Source organism: Acidovorax sp. SRB_24 (assembly GCF_012931925.1).
The window spans coordinates 22,513-42,314 of the sequence record NZ_MWOM01000011.1; the positions used below are offsets into that span (position 1 = coordinate 22,513).

Annotated in this window: 17 protein-coding genes and 1 pseudogene; 11 read left to right on the forward strand and 7 right to left on the reverse strand. The window is 64.8% G+C overall.

Features of this window, described 5'->3' with window-relative positions; all coding sequences use genetic code 11:
- From cobO to B2J89_RS05710, 8 genes are all read left to right on the forward strand, one after another.
- The coding region (gene cobO / locus B2J89_RS05675) for a cob(I)yrinic acid a,c-diamide adenosyltransferase (protein ID WP_169168257.1) at nucleotides 1–510 on the forward strand (510 nt) is incomplete at its 5' end.
- Nucleotides 511–549: 39 nt separating this feature from the next.
- On the forward strand, nucleotides 550–1,593 hold the full coding sequence (gene cbiB, locus B2J89_RS05680) for an adenosylcobinamide-phosphate synthase CbiB (protein ID WP_169168258.1): 1,044 nt from the start codon (nucleotides 550–552) through the stop codon (nucleotides 1,591–1,593).
- Nucleotides 1,586–2,680: an aminotransferase class I/II-fold pyridoxal phosphate-dependent enzyme gene (locus tag B2J89_RS05685; protein ID WP_240964751.1), complete on the forward strand. Its 1,095-nt coding sequence runs from the start codon at nucleotides 1,586–1,588 to the stop codon at nucleotides 2,678–2,680. Before cbiB ends, B2J89_RS05685 begins: the two co-directional genes overlap by 8 nt.
- A 144-nt stretch (nucleotides 2,681–2,824) precedes the next feature.
- Complete coding sequence (locus tag B2J89_RS05690; protein WP_169168259.1) at nucleotides 2,825–3,745, forward strand: patatin-like phospholipase family protein; 921 nt, start codon at nucleotides 2,825–2,827, stop codon at nucleotides 3,743–3,745.
- 52 nt (nucleotides 3,746–3,797) lie between these two features.
- The gene (locus B2J89_RS05695) at nucleotides 3,798–5,312 is read left to right on the forward strand and encodes a cobyric acid synthase (protein WP_169168260.1); all 1,515 of its coding nucleotides are present in this window, start codon (nucleotides 3,798–3,800) and stop codon (nucleotides 5,310–5,312) included.
- 9 nt (nucleotides 5,313–5,321) lie between these two features.
- Entirely contained in the window at nucleotides 5,322–6,389 is a 1,068-nt protein-coding gene (gene cobT / locus B2J89_RS05700; protein WP_169168261.1) for a nicotinate-nucleotide--dimethylbenzimidazole phosphoribosyltransferase, read from the forward strand.
- 391 nt (nucleotides 6,390–6,780) lie between these two features.
- Entirely contained in the window at nucleotides 6,781–7,758 is a 978-nt protein-coding gene (locus B2J89_RS05705; RefSeq protein WP_169168262.1) for a tripartite tricarboxylate transporter substrate binding protein, read from the forward strand.
- Between the two features lie 30 nt (nucleotides 7,759–7,788).
- A complete protein-coding gene (locus B2J89_RS05710; protein ID WP_169168263.1) occupies nucleotides 7,789–8,841 on the forward strand; it encodes a porin in 1,053 nt (350 codons plus the stop codon).
- A gap of 129 nt (nucleotides 8,842–8,970) precedes the next feature.
- Here the strand turns inward: B2J89_RS05710 and B2J89_RS05715 are convergent, their stop codons facing one another.
- The gene (locus B2J89_RS05715; RefSeq protein ID WP_169168264.1) at nucleotides 8,971–9,735 is read right to left on the reverse strand and encodes an IclR family transcriptional regulator; all 765 of its coding nucleotides are present in this window, start codon (nucleotides 9,733–9,735) and stop codon (nucleotides 8,971–8,973) included.
- A gap of 123 nt (nucleotides 9,736–9,858) precedes the next feature.
- Between B2J89_RS05715 and B2J89_RS05720 the strand changes: the two genes are divergently transcribed.
- The gene (locus B2J89_RS05720; RefSeq protein WP_169168265.1) at nucleotides 9,859–10,263 is read left to right on the forward strand and encodes a limonene-1,2-epoxide hydrolase family protein; all 405 of its coding nucleotides are present in this window, start codon (nucleotides 9,859–9,861) and stop codon (nucleotides 10,261–10,263) included.
- Nucleotides 10,264–10,301: 38 nt separating this feature from the next.
- Entirely contained in the window at nucleotides 10,302–11,285 is a 984-nt protein-coding gene (locus tag B2J89_RS05725; RefSeq protein ID WP_169168266.1) for an SDR family NAD(P)-dependent oxidoreductase, read from the forward strand.
- A 257-nt stretch (nucleotides 11,286–11,542) separates the two neighbouring features.
- On the opposite strand, the gene B2J89_RS05730 is transcribed toward B2J89_RS05725, so the two are convergent.
- The 5 genes from B2J89_RS05730 to B2J89_RS05750 are packed head-to-tail and all read right to left on the reverse strand — an operon-like array spanning nucleotide 11,543 to nucleotide 18,374.
- Nucleotides 11,543–12,799 (reverse strand): acetyl-CoA acetyltransferase, encoded by a 1,257-nt coding sequence (locus B2J89_RS05730; protein ID WP_240964752.1) that lies wholly within the window; start codon nucleotides 12,797–12,799, stop codon nucleotides 11,543–11,545.
- A gap of 21 nt (nucleotides 12,800–12,820) precedes the next feature.
- Nucleotides 12,821–14,290, reverse strand: a complete 1,470-nt coding sequence (locus B2J89_RS05735) for a carotenoid oxygenase family protein (RefSeq protein WP_169168267.1) — start codon at nucleotides 14,288–14,290, stop codon at nucleotides 12,821–12,823.
- 11 nt (nucleotides 14,291–14,301) lie between these two features.
- Nucleotides 14,302–15,147: an alpha/beta fold hydrolase gene (locus tag B2J89_RS05740; RefSeq protein WP_169168268.1), complete on the reverse strand. Its 846-nt coding sequence runs from the start codon at nucleotides 15,145–15,147 to the stop codon at nucleotides 14,302–14,304.
- Between the two features lie 2 nt (nucleotides 15,148–15,149).
- Nucleotides 15,150–16,922: a class I adenylate-forming enzyme family protein gene (locus B2J89_RS05745; protein ID WP_169168269.1), complete on the reverse strand. Its 1,773-nt coding sequence runs from the start codon at nucleotides 16,920–16,922 to the stop codon at nucleotides 15,150–15,152.
- Nucleotides 16,923–16,925: 3 nt separating this feature from the next.
- Nucleotides 16,926–18,374, reverse strand: a complete 1,449-nt coding sequence (locus B2J89_RS05750) for a carotenoid oxygenase family protein (RefSeq protein WP_371809041.1) — start codon at nucleotides 18,372–18,374, stop codon at nucleotides 16,926–16,928.
- Nucleotides 18,375–18,489: 115 nt separating this feature from the next.
- Here B2J89_RS05750 and B2J89_RS05755 point away from each other — a divergent pair, with 115 nt between their 5' ends.
- On the forward strand, nucleotides 18,490–19,284 hold the full coding sequence (locus B2J89_RS05755) for an IclR family transcriptional regulator (protein ID WP_169168271.1): 795 nt from the start codon (nucleotides 18,490–18,492) through the stop codon (nucleotides 19,282–19,284).
- Between the two features lie 197 nt (nucleotides 19,285–19,481).
- Here the strand turns inward: B2J89_RS05755 and B2J89_RS05760 are convergent.
- Nucleotides 19,482–19,802: pseudogene (locus B2J89_RS05760) on the reverse strand (catechol 1,2-dioxygenase); the annotation flags it as partial.

A 19,802-nucleotide genomic window follows, 5' to 3' on the forward strand; every position in this document is an offset into this window, starting at 1 on the left:
GGCCTGGTCATCGTCCACACCGGCAACGGCAAGGGCAAGAGCACGGCCGCGTTCGGCCTGGCGCTGCGCGCGCACGGGCGTGGCAAGGCCGTGAAGATTTTCCAGTTCATGAAGGTGCCGACGGCGCGCTTTGGCGAGCACCGCATGTTCGAACAGATCGGCATCCCCATCGAGGGCCTGGGCGACGGCTTCAGCTGGAAGAGCCAGGACCTGGAGCACTCGGCGCAGCTCGCGCGCGACGGCTGGGAGAAGGCGCGCGCGGCGATCCTCGCGGGCGGGCATTTCCTGGTTGTGCTCGACGAAATCACCTACCCGCTGATCTATGGCTGGCTGCCGCTCGAACCCGTGCTGGAGACGCTGCGCAGCCGCCCCAAGGACGTACACGTGGTGCTCACGGGCCGGCGCTGCCCGCCGGAGATCATCGAACTGGCCGACACCGTGACCGAGATGGCGCTGGTTAAGCACGCCTTCCAGGCCGGCATTCCGGCGCAGCGCGGCATCGAGGACTGAGACGGCATGAACGAGCCCGCCGTCGTCCCAAGGCATTGAATGGACCTATTTGCGCTGCTGCACCCGCTGGCCGCACAGCCGCTGCCGGGCGCCGCCTGCGTGCTGCTGGCGCTGCTGGTGGCGCTGGCGGTGGACGCGCGCTGGGGGGAGCCGCCCGCGCGCTGGCACCCGGTCGTGTGGATGGGCCGCGCGCTGGGCGCACTGGGCCAGCGCATTGCACCGGCCGCCGCCACGGGCCGTGACTGGAAGTGTTTTTGGCTTGCAGCCCTTGCCTGGTCTGCGCTGGCTGCTATGGTTTTAGTCGTTTCCGTGCTGCTGCAGGCGGCCGTGCTGGGCGCTTGGGTGCCCGTGCCGCCCGCCAATGCGCTGCAGGCCGCGGCGCGCTGCGGCCTGACCGCGCTGCTGCTGGGGCTGCTGCTCAAGCCGCTGCTGGCGCTGGCGCTGCTGCAAAGCGAGGTGCGCGCCGTCGAGGCGGCGCTGGGAGAATCGCTCGGCGCCGGGCGTGCGCGGCTGGCCTGGCTGGTCAGCCGCGACGTCGCGCAGTTGAGTGCCGACGAGGTGCGCCAGAGCGCCATCGAGTCGCTCGCCGAGAACCTCAACGACTCGGTGGTCGCGCCGCTGTTCTGGTTCGTGCTGCTCGGCCTGCCGGGCGCCGCGCTGTACCGCCTGGCCAACACCGCCGACGCCATGTGGGGCTACCCCGGCCTGCGCGGCGGGCGCTACTGGCAGTGGGCCGGCAAATGGGCCGCGCGCGCCGACGACGCGCTGTCGTGGCTGCCGGCGCGCCTGACCGCGCTGCTGCTGGCCCTGGCCGCCGGCGGCGTGCCGCTGCGTGCGCTGGCGCGCGAGGCGCGGCGCACGCCCTCGCCCAACAGCGGCTGGCCGATGGCGGCGATGGCGCTGGCGCTCGGCGTGCGCCTGTCCAAGCCGGGCGCGTACTGCCTGCACGCGACCGGGCGTGCGCCCACGCAAGGCGATGCGCAGCGGGCGCAAGCATTGGTGTCAAAAGTGGCTATGGCGCTTGTCCTGCTTGCGCTGACAGCTCTTGTTTTGATAGTGATTGGGATGCTGCACCATGGCTGATCTGGCGCAAGAACCCGACATGCCCGGCGCGCTGGCCCCAGCGCAGCCCGTGCACGGCGGCCCCGACGCGCTGGGTGCGGCGCGGCACGACTTCTCCACCAACAGCAACGCCTGCGGCCCGTGCCCGCAGGCGCTCGCCGCCGTGCAGCAGGCCGACGCCACGCGCTACCCCGACCCGGCCTACACCCACCTGCGCGCGCGCCTGGCGGCCTTCCACGGCGTGGCGCCGGCGCGCATCGTGCTGGCCGCCAGCGCCAGCGAGTTCATCCACCGCGTGACCGCTCTGGCGGCGCAGCGCGGCGTGCGCGCCGTGGCGCTGCCGGCGCACAGCTATGGCGACTACGCCCAGGCGGCGCAGGCGCGCGGCCTGCGGCTGTTGCGGCCGGCGGACGCCGGCCACGCCGCAGCCGGCCTGCACTGGGCGTGCGATCCGTCGAGTCCGCTCGGCGGCGCCGACCCGGCATGGGCCGCGTGGCGCGGCGCGCGCTCTGGGGCGTCCGAACACGCGGCGGCCGGTGCCCTGCGCGTGCTCGACTGCGCTTATGCGCCGCTGCGCCTGCACACCGGACACGGCGTTGCCGGCCCCCGCGCCTGGGAGGTGCCGGACACCGGCCTGGCCACGTGGCAGTTCTGGACGCCCAACAAGGCGCTGGGCCTGACCGGCGTGCGCGCCGCCTACGCGATTGCGCCGCCCGGTGCGGACGCCGATGTGGCCGCGCTCCATGCCCTGGCGCCATCGTGGCTCGTCGGCGCGCACGGCGTCGCCTTGCTGGACTGCTGGGCCGATCCCGCCACCCAGCATTGGCTGGCCCACTGCCTGCCCGTGCTGCGCGACTGGAAGGCGCGCCAGCAGGCGCTGTGCGCCGACCTCGGCTGGGCCGTGGTGACTGGCAGTCAGGCCAACTATTTCTGTGCCCAGGTTCCCGCGGCTGATGTGCAGGCCGCTGTACGGCACCTGCGCACGCACGGCATCCAGGTGCGCGACTGCCGCTCGTTCGGCCTGCCCGGCACCGTGCGCCTGGGCGTGCTGCCTCCGGCGTCGCAGGACGCGCTGCGCTGGGCGTGGCTGGCTGGGAAGGGGCGCTGAGGCCTGGCGCGGTCCCAACACCGGGCGGTGGGCGCGGTCCGCGCAGCGTACGCGGTAAATTCAGGCCACTGCCCAGCCTGCCAACGGGCCACTCGGCCGCCGCCTTCGCAAGCCCCCTCAGAACGTCTGATCAGGAGAACCCTTTTGCAACCCAAACCCCCCCGCATCGGCTTGGCGCTCGGCAGTGGCTCGGCGCGCGGCTGGTCGCACATTGGCGTGATCAACGCGCTCGAGCGCGCCGGCATAGCTCCCGACATCGTTTGCGGCACGTCGATTGGCGCGCTCGTGGGCGCGGCCTATGCCGCCGGCGAACACGGGCGCCTGGAGCCCTGGGTGCGGGGCCTGAAGTGGCAGTCGGTGGTGGGCCTGCTCGACTGGAAGCTCGGCGGCGGGCTGATGGCCGGGGGCAAGCTGGCGCATTTTTTCCGCTCGCAGTACGACGACCCCGGCATCGAGCAGCTGCCCAAGGCCTTTGGCTGCGTGGCCACCGACCTGGCCAGCGGCCGCGAGGTCTGGCTGCGCGAGGGCCCGGTGATCGACGCGGTGCGCGCCTCGATCGCGCTGCCCGGGCTCTTCACCCCGGCGCAGCACGATGGTCGCCTGCTGGTCGACGGCGGCCTGGTCAACCCGGTGCCCGTGTCGCTGTGCCGCGCCATGGGCGCCGACATCGTGATCGCGGTCGACCTGAACTGGGAGCTGGTGACGCGGCGCCGTCCGCCCCTCCAGAAAGCGGCCTCCGAGAAAGAGGCCGAGCAGGTCAAGCAGGCCACGGCCTTGACGCACAGCGGCCGGCTGGAGGCGCTGCTGGCCCGCATGTGGCCCTTCAACGGAACGCCAAAGTCCGCTGCCATGCCGTCCATGCTGGGCGTGATGAGCGCGAGCCTGAACATCATGCAGGTGCGCATCACGCAGAGCCGCCTGGCCGGTGAGCCGGCCGACGCGATGATCCGCCCGCGCCTGCCCGACCTCGGGGCCATGGACTTCCACCGCGGCGCCAGTGCCATCGACGAAGGCGAGCGCGCCACCGAACTGGCGCTGCCGATGATCCGGGGGCTGCTGGCCTGACACCCGCCTGGCGCCGCCCGGCAAGCCGCGCCGCCGCTCACACCATGAACCCATGACCACCACCGCACCCTTCCACAAGACGACCCCCGGCCCCGCGCGCTGCGTGATGGTGCTGGGCACTACCAGCGGCGCGGGCAAAAGCTGGCTGACCACCGCGCTGTGCCGCTGGTACGGGCGCCAGGGCCTGAAGGTGGCGCCTTTCAAGGCGCAGAACATGAGCAACAACGCGCGCGTCGTGGCGGGGCCTGACGGCCAGTTGGGCGAGATCGGATCGGCCCAGTACTTCCAGGCCCTGGCCGCGCGCGCCACGCCCGAGGTGCGCATGAACCCGCTCCTGCTCAAGCCCGAGGCCGACACGCACAGCCAGGTCGTGCTGATGGGGCAGGTGAGCGCCGAACTCACGGCGCTGCCCTGGCGCGGCCGCAGCGAGAAGGTCTGGCCGCAGATCGCCGCCGCGCTCGACGCCTTGCGCGCCGAGAACGACGTGGTGGTGATCGAGGGCGCCGGCTCGCCGGCCGAGATCAACCTGCACGCCAGCGACATCGTCAACATGCGCGTGGCGCGCCATGCGCAGGCGCGCTGCCTGCTGGTGACCGACATCGACCGCGGCGGCGCGTTTGCGCACCTGTACGGCACCTGGGCGCTGTTGCCCGAGGACGAGCGTGCGCTGATCAACGGTTTTGTGCTCAACAAGTTCCGCGGCGACGCCGCCTTGCTGGCGCCCGCGCCGCAGATGCTGCAAGCGCTGACCGGCGTGCCCACCGTCGCCACCATCCCGATGTGGTGGCAGCACGGCCTGCCCGAGGAAGACGGCGTGTTCGACGACCGCAGCAGCACGGGCGGCACGGTGCACACCACCATCGCCGTCATCGCCACGCCGCGCATCAGCAACCTGGACGAATTCCAGCCGCTCAAGAACCTGCCCGGCGTGCGCCTGCGCTGGGCGCGCAGTCCGGCCGACGTGGCCGGTGTCGACTGGATCGTGCTGCCCGGCTCGAAGGCCACGGCGGCCGACCTGGCCTGGCTGCGCACGCAGGGCCTGGACAGCGCCATTGCCGCCCACGCCGCGCGCGGCGGCGCCGTACTGGGCGTGTGCGGCGGCCTGCAGATGCTGGGCGAGGCGCTGATCGACCCCGACGGCATCGACGGCAACGGCCCGGGCCTCGGCCTGCTGCCGCTGGTCACCGTGTTCGAGCCCGCCAAGACGGTACGCCAGACCCAGGCGCGCTTTGGCGCGCTCGCGGCCGGCCCGTGGGCGGCGCTGTCGGGCGTGCAGGTGGCAGGCTACGAAATCCACCACGGCCAGACCGCGCAGCACACCGCCATGGCGGCTGCGGGCGACGTGGCACGCGAAGCGATTCCAGGTCTGGCCTGGCAGAACCGCGCCGGCAACGTGCTGGGCCTGTACCTGCACGGCCTGTTCGAGGACCCGGCCGCGCTGCAGGCCCTGTTTTCCACACCGGGCGACGCGCCCGTGCGCACGCTCGACGCCGTGTTCGACGGCCTGGCCGATGCGCTGGAGGCGCACTTTGCGCCCGGCGTCCTGCAATCCCTGATCCACCGCTGAATGCTTTCCATGTCCCTCGCCTGCACGATTCCCAGCATCCCCGACCTGCACGACGCCGCGCTGAGCGCGCGCCTGCAGCACCGCATCGACCGCAAGACCAAGCCCCTGGGCGCGCTGGGCCGCCTCGAGCAACTGGCGCTGCGCCTCGGCCAGATCCTCGGCAGCGAGGCGCCGCAGCTCGAACACCCGCAAATGCTGGTCTGCGCCGGCGACCACGGCCTGGCGGCGCGCGGCGTCTCGGCCTACCCGAGCGACGTGACCTGGCAGATGGTCGAGAACTTTCTGGCCGGCGGCGCCGCCGTGAGCGTGCTGGCGCGCCAGCACGGCCTGGCGCTCACCGTGGTCGATTGCGGCGTGGCGCGCGACATCGCCCCGCGCGCCGCTGCGCCGGGCCAGCCGCAACTGCTGCTGCGCAAGGTGGCGCGCGGCACGCAGGATGCGTCCACCGGCCCCGCTATGAGCGCTGCGCAGTGCGCGCAGGCGATCGACAACGGCCGGGAGGTCGTGCGCGGATTGAGCGGCAATGCCCTGCTGCTCGGCGAAATGGGCATAGGCAACACCTCGGTGGCGTCTCTGCTGCTCGCGCGGCTGTGCGGCGTTGCGCTGGAGGACTGCACTGGCGCCGGCACCGGCCTGGACGCTGCGGGCGTGGCGCGCAAGCGCGCCGTGCTGGCGCAGGCGCTGGCGGCCAATGAACGCGCCGTCGAACCGCTCGACGCCCTTGCGGCCCTGGGCGGCTTCGAGGTCGCCACGCTCGTGGGCGCCGTGCTGCAGGCCGCGTCAGAGCGCCGCGTGATCGTCGTCGATGGCTTCATCACCGGCGCCGCCGTGGTGGTCGCCGCGCGCCTGCAGCCCCACGTGCTGCAGCGCTGCGTGTTCGCCCACGGCTCTGCCGAGCCGGGCCATGCGCATCTGCTGGCGCAACTGCAGGCCCGGCCGCTGCTGGACCTGGGCCTGCGTCTGGGCGAGGGCTCGGGCGCGGCGCTGGCCTGGCCGCTCTTGCAGTCGGCCTGCGCAGTTCTGCGCGAAATGGCCAGCTTTGATGCGGCGGGGGTCTCGGAGCGGCCTGCGCCGTGACGCCACCCCGGCCCATCGCCGCAGGGATTGCCATTGCGCTGCAGCTCCCGGCGGAGGGTGGCGGATGAGCGCTGCACTGGCCGTGCAATCGCCCGCACGCCGCAGTTCTGCCGTTTGCGGAGGCTGAGGACGGCGTGGTCTGCCGACGCTGGGGGCCGCAGTGCGCGGGAGGAGTGCCTCTGCCGACCTTGCAGGTGGGCCGCTGTCGCACGCCACTTTTGGCTCCGCCCTTGCCACATCCTCCGTTCCACCTAGTAGATACCCCGAGTAATCCCAAGGGGTGAGAAAACCCTGTTTTTCCTGCGCTGCAGAAGAACAGCTGCACCTAAATTCAGTTACGCATACACCTCTACTGGGTAGTTACTTTGATATTGATCAATTGGAGACAAAAATGCCGAATTTGAGCCGCAGGCAGTTCACCAAGGTTTTAGCCGGGGCAGGGGCCGCCGTATTTTCAGGCGGTCACGCTTGGGCTCAAAGTAATGCGTTGATGCGCATTGTGGTGCCATTTGCGCCCGGCGGTGGCGGCGATGTCTTGGGGCGCATTTTCGCAGAAAAGATGGCGACGGAGATGCGTCGCACCATCATTGTCGAAAACAAGCCGGGCGGCAGCACAACCATTGGTACAGATTTTGTTGCCAAGGCAAAGCCGGATGGCAATACCATCCTGCTGACCATCCCATTGCTACTGCAGACTTATTACCTCTTCAACAAGCTGCCCTACGATCCGTTCAATGACATCAAGCCTGTGGTGGATTTGGTCAAGAGCCCCTTGTGGATTGCCGTCAGCACCCAGAAGACCAGTGCCAATAATTTCACGGAACTGGTAAAGGAAGTCAAGGCCAATCCAAAGACCCACATATATGGTTCGATTGGAAATGGGTCTACCTCCCACATCCTTGGCAATCAGTTGAATAAAGTTTCGAACCTGGACATGCTACATGTTCCCTACAAAGGTTCGGCCCAGGTCAGCATGGCGCTGGCGTCCGGTGAAATCACCATGACAATTCTGGACCTGGTGACGCTGAATGCCCTGATACCGACCGGAAAAATCAAACTCATCGCGGTCACCGGCACGGAGCGTTCTCCACTGACGCCCAGCATTCCCACACTGGCCGAGCAAGGGTATTCGGGTTTTGAATTACCGACCTGGGCGGGGTTCTTTGTGCCCAAGAATACCCCGCCTGAAATCATCCAGAACATTCGCGAAGTTTCCATCAAGATCATGAATCTTCCGGAAATTCAATCGCGATTCAAGGATTTGGGTTATGTGGCGGGAGGCAAGTCGACAGCAGACTTTCAAAAGCAGCTGAGTGAAGAGAATGCACGTTGGGGGCGCCTCATCAAAGACAGTGGCATCGAAATATAAAATCATTCCAATACCATCAGGAGACCGATAATGACCAAAAATAAATTTGCAAAAGCCTGGCCACTTGCCATTCTGGCATTGGCGCCCGCCGCCTGGGCGCAGTCCCAACTGACCCTGTACGGGATCATTGATACGAATATCGAGTATGTGAATCACCAGCCCAAAGGAGGCAATGAGTCCGCGTCCCTGCTGCGCATGAGCAACTCTGGCTTGCAAGGGCCGCGCGTGGGTTTTCGCGGCGTGGAAGACCTGGGCGGTGGTTTGAAAGCGATTTTCACCTTGGAGCATGGGTTCAATTCCGACACCGGCACCAATGCGGATGCCGCAAAGTTTTTCAATCGCGGCGCTTTTGTCGGATTGCAAAGCGCCAACCACCGTGTGACGCTGGGCCGGCAGTACACATCGTTGTTTGACGCGTTGCTGTTCATCGTCCCGCTGGCCTACGCTGGCGCCTACGAACCGTTCAGCCCCCTGCTGGGCGGCCTGCGCAACGACAACTCCGTCAAATACCGTTTCAATGCGGACGCCTTGAGCGCGCAAGTGCACTACGCATTTGGCGAGCAAACGTCCTCCACGTCCGCAAGCGCTGCATGGGGGGGGCATTTCAGCTATGCCAACAAGGATCTGATGGCCACGCTGGCGTTCGACCAGCAGAACGGCGCCGACGTCAACGGAGCCCACTCGCGTGCACGCAAGGTGGCACTCGGCGCGGCCTACCAGTTCACACCCGCGGTACGCCTGTCCACCGGCTACCGCTGGGGCGAGAGCAAGGACGCTGCGGGAGGCGTCGCGCTGCGCGATGATTTCTTCTGGCTGGGTGTGAACTACCAGGCGACCGGCGCCCTGACGCTCAATGCCGCGTACTACCTGGACGACATCAAGCAGCGCGCCGGCGCAGGCAACCAACCGCGTCAACAGCAGCTCACGCTGCAAGCGATCTACGCGTTGTCGAAGCGCACCGACCTCTACGGCGCGGCGGCGCATGCAAAAAATGGGGGGCTCAACTTCGCAGCGCTCAGCACACTGGCAGTCGGCTCCACGAACCAGTCGGGTGTGTCGCTGGGTATCCGCCACCGTTTCTAACGCCATCCGGCGCGGTGGCTGCCCGGGCGGCCACCCCAATTCTGAACAGGCTGAGTGACTTGAGCCCTTCAGTCCCCGGTGGGTGCTGAAGGGCTTTTTGCCTGTGTCTCTTCCCGTTGCGCGTGCCAGTCAAACCGGCCCGGCCGCCACCCGCGAAACCTCGTCCAGCAGCAGTTGAGACAGTTCTTTGAGCCGCTCCGGGGTGGAGCGGTGTTGCGCCACAGCGATGCTCAGGCCGGCCCAGGTGTTGTCCGTCATGGGGAAGGCACAGCCCAGCCCATCGGCAGCGATCCGGGCGTCGGACACTTCCGAGTAGCCCTGCACGCGCGCACGCATCACCAGTTTCTTCAGTGCCGCGATGGGGTATTGGTGCCGGATGTACTCTGCCTCGTGCCTTGCCAGCAGGGCGTTCACTTCTTCGTCGGGCAGCTTGGCAAGCATGGCGATACCCGCCGCACTGGCGCCCAGCAGTCGCCGCACCCCGACCTCGACCACATAGGCGCGGGTCGTGTGGTCGCCTTCCACACGGCTCAGGCACACCACATAGTCTCCACTTCGGACCATGAGGAAGACCGCGTCGTCGGTGATGCGCGCCAGGCGCATCAACGTAGGCCGGAATTTTTCCGACAGCGCGTCCATGCCCGCAGAAGAGAATCCCCACTGCAGGGTTTCGATGCCCAGACGGTAACTTTTGGACGAACCGATTTTTTCCACGAAACCTTCCTCAAGCAGGCACAGCAAGAGTCGGTGCACCGTGGATTTGTCGATTTGCGATGCTTCGATCAGGTCCTTGAGGCGAATGCCCTTGGCATGTTGCGCGCCCACGATCCTCAGCAAACGCAGTACTTTGCTGGCGCTTTGCGTCCCCAGGACAGCCGGTTTCTTCTCATCCATTGGGAAATTCAATGACTTCAAGTTGTGAAAGCTGCGCGATGCGAATGTAATGAATCGGTATGAAGAAGAGCGTCCAGCATCCGGCTCTTCTTTTAAATTGGAACATAACCTGAAGGAGAAGACATGACGGAACCGCAAATCAGCGACGAAATGAAAATCAGTGTTTTCATGGCCATGAAGGACGGCTGGGAGAAAAAGGACTGGAGAGCGTGTGCTGACCTGATGGCGGAAGACGGCATTTTACACTCCGTCATGCTGGCGCCCTGCATCGGGCGAGAAAATTTCTTTGAGCGTGTGCGCAAGACAGAAAAACCCAACAAAAGTGTAAAACTGAATATCCGTACCATTGGGGTAGCGAACGGTATTCTTTTTGTTGAGCGCGAGGACGAGATCGTGCTGGACGGGGTTTCTCGCATTGTCCCCACAACCGGGATTATTGAGTTTTCCGGAAGCAAAATTTCCCACTGGCGCGAATATTATGATCGCACGACATTGCTGAACGCCGTCCAAGAGCCTGCAAACCATTAATTGTTGTGTTCTGAAGCTCAAATTGATCGGGTCAAAAAATGGCAAAAACACCGCTGTCAAAAATCATCAAATTCTACGTCCGATTTACTCCCAGCTACAGCGCAATTGGATATCACCTGCGGAGCATTTTCTGGAAGAATCGCCCCAACAAATTTGAAGGCCAGACCTGGCTGGTGACCGGTGGCTCGGAAGGAATCGGCGCGGCTGCGGCACGCAAGGGCGCCGAAGGCGGCGCGCACGTTATTTGCATTGCCCGCGATCCTGCCAAGTTGCAGGCCTTTGCGCAAAGCGTTCAATCGCCTGTGCCAGTCACCTATCTGACGGCCGATTTTTCCAAAACCCGCGAGGTGTATGCGCTGGTCGAAAAAATTCGGGAATCTGGCCAGCGGTTGGATGTTCTGATCGACAATGTGGGAATTCAAAAGCACCAAATGGTGCTGACCGACGAGAAAATGGAATTCTCGTTTGTGACCAATATCCTCAGCCATCACATTCTCGTAAAAAGTCTGCTCGATAACAAAATCCTCAAGGACGACGCGACCGTGATCGAGGTCGCTTCAGGCGGCATGTACAACCATCGCATGGTGGTTGACGACCTGAACATCACCGATCCGGCCCGCTATATGGGCCCCCGGGCCTATGGCCTGGCCAAGCGTGCACAGGTCATGGTGATGGGATATTGGCGCGAGAAACAATCCCATCTGAACCAGAGGTTTTATGCCATGCACCCCGGCTGGGTCGACACCGCCAGCGTCAACCGCTCCATGCCACGCTTCGTCGCGATTTTGAAATCGGTATTGCGTGACCATGACAAGGGCGCAGACACCATCGTGTACCTGGCGCGAGAGCGGCCCCCCCAGCACCGCAAGGAAGCCATCTGGTTCGACCGCAAAGAGCGCAACACGCATATTTATGCCCATACCCCGGATCCGGCGGTATCTCCCGAGGATGTCGTGCGGAAGCTGGACAGCATCGCCGCTGCAGTTGCCTCCCAGCCAGAGCCTGTTCGCCAAGCCGCCTGAAAATAAATACCACCTGGCTCCGATATCCCTATGGATGTCGGAGCCAGGTTTTTTCTCTGAAATCTCCGCGCCCGTTGGGCGGCGTTCACGCCCTTTTCAAACCCAGTCCAGCGCATTGTTCAACGCGCGGACTGTGTTTCTCCAGCCTGGGCACAACGTCCCGAGCCCAGTCGCACTGTGCGCACCTGCCGCCCATCGAGCGGTCAGGTGGTTGCAGCCGCTGGCGCAGCGCCGATGAGCGGGCTGCAACAGAGATTTCACCGCTCTCGGTCTTTCTGCCCTTGCTCCACAACGAAGCTCACCACGGTGCCAAAAGACCCACCAATGTTGAGCGTTTGCATGCGGCGGGCGTTCGGGATTTGTGTCGCCCCGGCCTTGCCGGTGACCTGCCTGGCGCAGTCCAGCACCATGCGCACGCCTGTCGCGCCCACGGGATGCCCACCACCGATCAGGCCACCGCTCATGTTGATGGGGCAACGTCCACCGCGCTCGATGGAGCCGTCCTCCACCGCTTGCCAGCTCTGGCCAGGCTCGGTGAAGCCGAAGTGGTCGATCGCCACATATTCCGTGGTCGTGAAGCAATCGTGGGTCTCAATGCCGCTGAGATCGCCGATGCCGTCGATGCCCGCGCGGCGCCATGCGTCTTCGATGGTTTGGCGCACATGCGGAAACACATAGGCTTCACCTTCGCTCAGTGCGAACTTGTCCTTGAGGCGCAGCACCGAGTTGCGGTGTCCCCAACCGGTGATCCGCGCCAGATCTTCGAGGCGCTGGCCCGTGCGGGCGGCGTACTCTTTGGCAAAACGCTCAGATGCCAGCACCACCGCGGCGCCGCCGTCCGTGACCTGCCCGCAGTCCTGGCGGCGTGTTCCTGGCTCAATCAGCGGATTGGCCTCATCGTCGTCGGTGAAGCTCAGTTCGTTGAACTGCCAGCTGCGCGTTTGTGCCAACGGATTGTGCTTGGCATGGCCGTAGTTCAGCTCTGCAATGCGGTTGAGGTATTTGCGATCCAGGCCATAGCGCTTGTCGTATTCGGCCGCCACGAGTCCAAACGCTGCAGGCCACATGAACTGGCAGTCGATCTCTTCGTGACCTTGCCAGGACGCGGCATTCTGGTTGCGCGATGCTTCGTGCCCCGAGGTGTTCTTGAACTCTTCCACGCCGAGCACCAAGACGCAGTCGTAGCGCCCTGATTCAATCTCGGCCATCGCGCTGAGCACGCCCAGCGACGATGACGCGCAAGCGCCTTCGTGGCGCATTGCCGCGACGCCGTTCAGCGCGGGAACCACCTGCGCCACCATGGAGCCCAGGTGCGCTTGCTGGCGCTGAAGTTCACCAAAGGCATTGCCCACGTGGATGCTTTCGATCGCCCCAGGCGCGATCTGGCACGCCTGCAGCGCGCCGAGCACGGTTTCGCGCACGATGTCCGAGAGGTCCTGCCCTTGCCGGGACCACGCTTTCGCAAAGTCTGTCTGGTAGCCGCCCAACACGTATGTAGCCTGCGTCATGTCCATAGTCTCCATTGAATTTCGGGTTCAGGCGCGCTGTTCGCCGCGCAGTTCAGAGGCATCTGCCCAGCACGCATGCGTTCCGCTGCTGATGCGGTGGGGCAAGATGATGCGCGCCACGGGCCCCTGGCTCAGATCGCGCGCATCCAACACCACGCATTCCGACCGATCGGCCCGCATATCGGACACAAAGCTCACGACGTAACCGTCGTCTTCGGCCGTCGCGCCAGCGGCTGGAGCCATCGGGGATTCACTGCCAAAGCGGCCTTCGCCAAACCGGTATTCCTGCGTTGCGCCCGTGGTGTGGTCAAAGCGCAAAATGCCGTCAAACAGGAAGCTGTTGGGGTGGGCCACCATGTTGTACGAGTAGCGGTAGGGCCTGCCCCAGTACTGGGCATTGACCATGCCGAACTCCAGGTATTGCTCGTGCAAGCGGCGCTCGACGACCGCACCGGTGCGCATGTTCAGGCGCCATTCGTAGATGGTCGGTCCATAGCGGCCCGGGCCCAGCGTTGCGCCTTTGTTGTCGAAGCCGGCCTGGGGCATGGGCCACTTCTGGTGGTAGCCGTGCATGACGATTTCGTCGCCGTCTTCCCATGCGTTGAGCCAGTGCAGCACGTAGGTCGGGCTGGCTTCAAACCACTTCACCCCCGTTTGCGGCGCATGCCGCCGCGGCACCACGGCAAACCGCGCGGGCTTCGCACCGTCATAGCGGAGTTTGTGTTTGCCCTGCGGCAGCAGCGACTCGTCCCAGTGCAGCGGAAAGTCGCTGAGGACCGCGAAATTTTCGGTGAACACCATGTCGTGCGGCAGCCGTGGACCCGCCAGCGGGACCGGCACGTAATGCACCAGTTTGTCCCGCGCATCCACCTCGCCGTAGTGCATATATGGTGCGTTCTTGCTGTAATTGAAGAACAGCAAATCGCCCGTGCGCGGGCAGACCTTGGGGTGTGCCGAGATCCCGTTGTCTTTGAGCACCTGGGCGCCCCAGGCAGACACGCCCAGCGGCTCCAAGGTTCTTGCATCAAAGCGGTACGGCTCCCCGCATTGGTAGAAGGTGGTCAGCGCCGTTCCCGCGTGCACGATCACGTCGGTGGCCGAGGTATCCTTCAGCCCGCCGCGCGCACCCCAGCCAGCGCGCTGGGCGAGTTGGGGGCTGTCAATCAGGCCGGCATAGAGGGCCTGTCCGGCCTTGTGCTCTTCTTCAAAGCCCTTGGTGCGAAGGAAACGGTTGCGGTACTCGCACTTTCCGTTCCTGAAACTCAGCTGGTGCAGCATGCCATCGCCGTCGAAGGCATGGTGCACGCCCAAGGGCTGGTGCACCGGGTTCTGGGTGTTGCGCAGGTACACCCCATTGAGGCGCTGCGGAACGGTCCCGATCACCTCCAGGTCGGTCGCTGTGTATTCCACGTAGTTGGGCGCAAACGCGCCACTCATGAAGGGCGAATCCCATTGCGTGATGGTTGGCTGAACGCGTCCGACAATTTCTGTGTGCATGGCTGGTGGGGTCAAGGTTGGGGCGCTGCGAAGCCTGCAGCAGGCATTGCATCCGATGCCATCGCGGGGCTGGGCTGGGCCTGCACGTCGCATGCCCCGGCCCCCTTCTTCGCGGAAGCGGCGAGGGCGCGGCCCATCGCATCGGCGATGAGGTCCGGCTGCTCCCAGGGAAGCATGTGCCCCGCGTGCGGCACCAGCTGCAGCGTGGCGCCGGGGACCAGTGCCGCAAGCTCTTCGGACAGCTTTTTGGGCGTGATGCGGTCGTCTTCGCCGCAGAGCACCTGCACGGGCAGCGACAGCGTCCTGATCCGATCGCGCAGGTCGCGGCGCTGCATGATGGCGCGGGTTTGGCGGATGGCGGTTGCACTGCCCACCTCGCGCATCATCTGCAGCAGCGGTTCGAGCTGTTCAGCGTCTCGTCCATAGGTGCCGTAGCGCGCGGTGGCTTGAATGGCGCCTTCGAAATCAGCTGCCAGGGCGGCGATGGCCTGTTCGCGGTGGGGCGCCGTGCTGGCACTTTCTGGCCGGGGAGAAGTCGACACCAGCCATGCGCCAGCCAGCGGCCTGCGCTGGTCGGCCAGCATTTCCAGAGCGACATAGCCGCCCATCGAAAAGCCTGCCACAAAGCAGGGCGTTTCCGCTGGCAAATCCTGCACGCATTGCCAGGCATCGCTCGCCATGTCCTCCGTGGTGGATTGCACCGTCACGTCGACAACATGGATGCGCGCAGTCTCGCCGAGGGTTTCCTGGAGCCGGGCGACCACGCCGCGCCAGATGGCCGTGGTGTTCAACATGCCCGGGATCAACACCAGGGCCACCTGTCCAGCCGCCGTCGGGGTGTGGGGGGAAGATGCCATGCTCAGGCCTTCGCAAGGTGGGCCACGGAGCCCGGGGCAGCTGTTTCGGTGGTTGGCGCCTGCATCCGCTCCCGCAATACACGCTTGAGCACCTTGCCCACAGGATTGCGGGGCAGTTCGCCGATCGTCTCGATGCGCTCAGGCAGCTTGAACGCAGCCACTTTGCCCACGTTCTTGAGATACGCAACCAGCTCATCGAGTTCAAGGGTCTGCGTGGCATCCCTGGGCACCACCACGGCACAGACTTTCTCTCCGAGCACGTCGTCGGGCCAGCCGATCACGGCGACCTCGCGCACCTTGGGGTGCGACAGCAGCAGGCTTTCGACTTCCTCGCATGAAATGTTCATGCCGCCCCGCACCACGATGTCCTTGCTGCGCCCCGCAAAACGGTAGTACTGCCCACGGTCGCCCGCGATGTCAAAGAGATCGCCCGTCTTGTAGAAGCCGAGTTCATCGAACGCTTTCGCGGTGAGCTCGGGGCTGTTGAAGTAGCCGGAGAACACCATCGGTCCCTTGAACCGCAGCTCGCCCACCCTGCCCGGCGCATGGATTTCCTCTCCGGTCTCCACGTCGACCAGGCGCGTGGTGACCTTGTTCGCATGAACCGCCTTCCAGGCGAAGCCGTCGATGCCAAGGCGCGGAAAGTAGTTGGCGCGGTGTTGCTGGTTGGGGATGTCCTGGGGCGTGGACGACAGTGCAGCGCCCTCGTTGGAGCCGAAATAGTTGATGACTTCGATGCCGAAGCGCGCCGCAAACTGCTCCACCAACCACGGGGCCAACGGCCCACCACCGGAGCCAATGCGCTTGAGGCGGCTCAGGTCCACCCCATCGAGCAGCTCCGGGGTCTTGAGGAGCATGCTCAACACCGCGGGGGCAGCAACGGTGTAGTCGGTCGGGTTGTCCTGAAGCTGCCCGATGAACACCTTGAGGTCGAAAGGGTGGTGGTGGTGCAGGCCGCCCCCCGTCAACAGCCAGACGATGAGGCTGGTGGAAATGCCGGCCATGTTCACAAACGGGAACGGAATCACCATCTGTGCGCCGGGCTGCATTTGACCGGCATCGATGACCGACGCGCCGACCAGCAGCCATTCGTTGTGGCTGCGCGGCACGCCCTTGGAGCGCGCTTCGGTGCCCGAAGTCCAGCAAATGGTGAACACGTCGTTGGCGGTCAGAGCGATGCGCGCCATGTGCGCACGCATGCCAGCGTCGTCCCATGCGGGCGTCTGCAGCAGCAGGGCGTCGAGGTCTTGCACGCCCTCGGGCAGGGGCTGACCGGAGCCGTCGCCATAGGACCACATCCATTGCACCGAGGGCAGCAGCGGTTTCATGAGTGCGAGTTCATGCGCTGCCTGGTACTTGCCCAGCCGCTGCGTCGTGATGACGCCTTTTGCCGCGGTGCTTGTGGCGACATGCACGAGCTCATGCGCCCGGTACTGCATCGGCACCGGCGAGACCACGACACCGCTGACCGCGCAGGCCAGGTAAATCGCATGCAACTGAACGCAGTTGGGAAGCTGCACGACGATCACATCGTCTTTGCCGACCCCTTGCGCGTGGAGCACGGCACACAAGGCTCCGACTTGCTCGCACAGCGCGCCCCAGCTCCAGTTTTGGGGCGCGCCACCGAAAAGCTCGGTGCGATTCGGCGGATCGGCCACGGCAAATGCCGCGCCGTTTTTTGCCGCCATATCGAGGAAATGCTCACCAAGCGTCAACGTGCCCCACCAGCCTTTGGACATGTACTCATCGATGGATTTCTGGCTTACCAAGATCATTATTTACTTCCATTTGTCAAGAGTTGCCTGGCTCACGTACGTGGCATGGAATCCGTGCGGAACCCGCCGTGGCAGGAGCACCCGAGCCACCGGGCCGTTGGCCATTCGGGCGTCTTTGGCATCAAAGATCTGGATCTCGGACTGCTCGCTGTGGGGGTTCCAGACAAACATGACGAGGTACCCATCGTCTTCCGACGTCGCGTTGTCGCGGGGGGCAAAGCCTGCCTCGTTGTAGAAGAACTGCGGGCCCGCGCTGTAGGCCACGTAGCCGCCGGTCTCCAGGTCGTACTTCACCAGGCCGGGGAAGCGTGGCTCTTCACGCCCTCCCTGCGGGAAGACCACGTGGTACGACCAGCGGTTCTTGCGGCCTTGGTAGGCGCTGTTGATCACCGGAAACTCGGTGTTGAGGACGTCGTCGATGACGCGCTCGCAGGTCTTGCCTGTCTGCAAATCAAAGCGCCACTCATAGAGCTGAAAGTCGCGCTGGCGTTGGTGGATGGTTTTTTCCAGCCGTTCGGCATCGGGTTCGCCGCTCTCGCGCGCATGCACGCGGTACGGCGTTCCCACCATCACGACTTCCCGGCCCTCCTCCCAGGCGTTCACCACGTGGAGCATGTAGGTGGGCTTGGCTTCAAACCACTGGATCTGCTCGGCACGGCCATGGCGCGGAACCACGCCAAACCGCGACGGCTGGTCGGCAAAGAAGCGCACCTTATAGCGGCCCGACGCCAACGCTTGCGGGTCGGGGCGCAGCGGAAAGTCGTGCAGGATGGAATAGTTGTCGGTGATCGCCATGTCGTGCGGCAACCCGGGCTGGTCCAACGGCACGTCGATGGAATGGCGCAATTGCCTGTCGGGCCCGACGACGCCGTAGCGCATGTACGGCGGCTTGGTGTCGTAATCGAAGAACATCAGCTCGCCCGTGTGTTCGTCCGGACGCGAATGCGCCGACAGGCGCTGGATCGCTCCCCCGTAGGTCTCAGGGCCCACGGTGTCGAGGGTGTGTGGATCGACGGCATAGGGCAGGCCGGACCGGTACCACATGGTCAGCAGGTGGCCGGCATGGTATTTCACGTCGGTGTTGGCGGTATTCTTCAGCGGGGCATCCGGCCTGTCGCTGCGCGGCGGCTCCTTGATGCCTTTCCACAGCGGTGCGCCTGCGTCCTGTTCCTCGCGCAGTCCATCGGTGTAGATCCACTTGTTGCGGTAGGTCACGCTGCCCTTGGCAAAGCGCACGGCGTGCAGCATGCCGTCACCGTCGTACGCGTGGTAGCGCCAGGTCGGGGGAAAGTAGGCATTCGGTCCGTTGCGGACGTACAGCCCGTTCATGTCCTCCGGCACCTTGCCGATCACCGGCAAATCGTCCCAGACGTCTTCCTGTTGAATCGGAGCGTTGTTGCCGTTGAGCGCGGGAATGTCGTGCACCGGCAGTTCTGTTGTGATAGCACCCACGTTCGTCATCCTTTTGCGCTCCATCAGGGAAGCGTTGAACGAATGTAGGAGCTGCGCCTTCAGAACCGCCTTAATATTTCGATATTCCACATTTGATATCGCTATTTCAGAACCTATGGAAAACACCATCAGTCGGCGGGTACCGGTTGGACTAGAGGAGTTTGCGGGCGACAAGCAATTCGCGACGACCCTGGCGCGCGGGCTGGAACTGCTGCATTGCTTTTCGCCCGAAAGGCCCATCCTGGGCAACAGCGAATTGGCGCAGATGCTGCACCTGCCCAAGGCCACGGTGTCGCGGCTCACCTATACGTTGATGTGCCTGGGCTATCTGACCGCCACCGAGTACTACGGAAAATACCGCCTCGGTTCCGCGACGCTGTCCGTCGGGTACCCGCTGCTGGCCCAGTTCACGTTCCGCCGCGCGGCGCGTCCATTGATGATGAAGCTGGCCAAAAGCCACAGTTGCAATGTGTCCGTCGCCATCCGCGACCGCCTGTCCATGGTCTACCTCGAAGTGATCCGGGTGTCTGACCGTGCTGTCTATTCCCACGATGTGGGCAGTGCCCATCCGCTTCTGGGCACCGCAGTCGGCCGGGCCTACCTGCAGGGTTGCACCCCCGCAGCGCGCGAAGCCCTGCTCAACCAGGTGCAGATCAAGGACCCCGCGCAGTGGTCGCGCTATGGCCCGAAGGTGTTGGAGAGCCTGCGTGACTATGCGCACTTCGGCTGTTGCACCGCCTTGGGCGAAGTGATGCCCGACGTGCAGGCGGTGGCGGTTCCCCTGGGCCGTGTCAACAACCTCGAAGTGGCCGCACTGAGCTGCACGTTTCAGGGCCGGGCGTTGGATGTGGACTGGCTGCGGCGGGATGTGGCCCCTGAGCTCCAGGCGCTGGCAAGGCAAATCGGATAAGGCCTCCGACGGCCTCTGGCACACCGGTCAGGCCAGGCGGGGTATTGGTTTCAAGTGTTTTATGCCCAAAACGCTTGATGGGTAAGCGCTGCCAGCTATTGAATGAGGAGCATCAACGAAAAAAAGCCACCTTCGGGGGAAGGTGGCTGTTCGGCAGGTAGGCAGGTGCGGTTCCCGCGGCCGTGGTGTGCAGGCGCTCAGCCGGCGACGCGCTCCATGCGGGTCAGCGGCAGGGCTTCGTTCTCATTCACAGCCTTTTGCATCACGAAGTTGAAGCGCGAGCGCGTGAACGGGGCGGTGACGCCCAGCGATTCGTAGCCGGCCGGGGCCACGCCCTTCTCGAGTTCGACGATCAGGCCGTCGCGCGTGGCGAAGGCGAAGTCGTCGTCGATGTAGGTGTCGCCCGGAATGTTGACCTGGGTGGTCAGCGTGCGCAGGCCCGGTGCCGCCACCAAAAAGTGGATGTGCGCGGGGCGGTTGCCGTGGCGGCCCAGCGCCGTGAACAGCTCGGCGATGGG

Coding starts and splice junctions, on each gene's coding strand:
- B2J89_RS05730 (WP_240964752.1), bottom strand. CDS start 12,799: ATGGACATGACGCAGGCTACATACGTGTTGGGCGGCTACCAGACAGAC.
- B2J89_RS05705 (WP_169168262.1), top strand. CDS start 6,781: ATGCCGAATTTGAGCCGCAGGCAGTTCACCAAGGTTTTAGCCGGGGCA.
- B2J89_RS05695 (WP_169168260.1), top strand. CDS start 3,798: ATGACCACCACCGCACCCTTCCACAAGACGACCCCCGGCCCCGCGCGC.
- B2J89_RS05685 (WP_240964751.1), top strand. CDS start 1,586: ATGGCTGATCTGGCGCAAGAACCCGACATGCCCGGCGCGCTGGCCCCA.
- cbiB (WP_169168258.1), top strand. CDS start 550: ATGGACCTATTTGCGCTGCTGCACCCGCTGGCCGCACAGCCGCTGCCG.
- B2J89_RS05735 (WP_169168267.1), bottom strand. CDS start 14,290: ATGCACACAGAAATTGTCGGACGCGTTCAGCCAACCATCACGCAATGG.
- B2J89_RS05745 (WP_169168269.1), bottom strand. CDS start 16,922: ATGATCTTGGTAAGCCAGAAATCCATCGATGAGTACATGTCCAAAGGC.
- B2J89_RS05715 (WP_169168264.1), bottom strand. CDS start 9,735: ATGGATGAGAAGAAACCGGCTGTCCTGGGGACGCAAAGCGCCAGCAAA.
- B2J89_RS05740 (WP_169168268.1), bottom strand. CDS start 15,147: ATGGCATCTTCCCCCCACACCCCGACGGCGGCTGGACAGGTGGCCCTG.
- B2J89_RS05725 (WP_169168266.1), top strand. CDS start 10,302: ATGGCAAAAACACCGCTGTCAAAAATCATCAAATTCTACGTCCGATTT.
- B2J89_RS05710 (WP_169168263.1), top strand. CDS start 7,789: ATGACCAAAAATAAATTTGCAAAAGCCTGGCCACTTGCCATTCTGGCA.
- B2J89_RS05720 (WP_169168265.1), top strand. CDS start 9,859: ATGACGGAACCGCAAATCAGCGACGAAATGAAAATCAGTGTTTTCATG.
- B2J89_RS05755 (WP_169168271.1), top strand. CDS start 18,490: ATGGAAAACACCATCAGTCGGCGGGTACCGGTTGGACTAGAGGAGTTT.
- cobT (WP_169168261.1), top strand. CDS start 5,322: ATGTCCCTCGCCTGCACGATTCCCAGCATCCCCGACCTGCACGACGCC.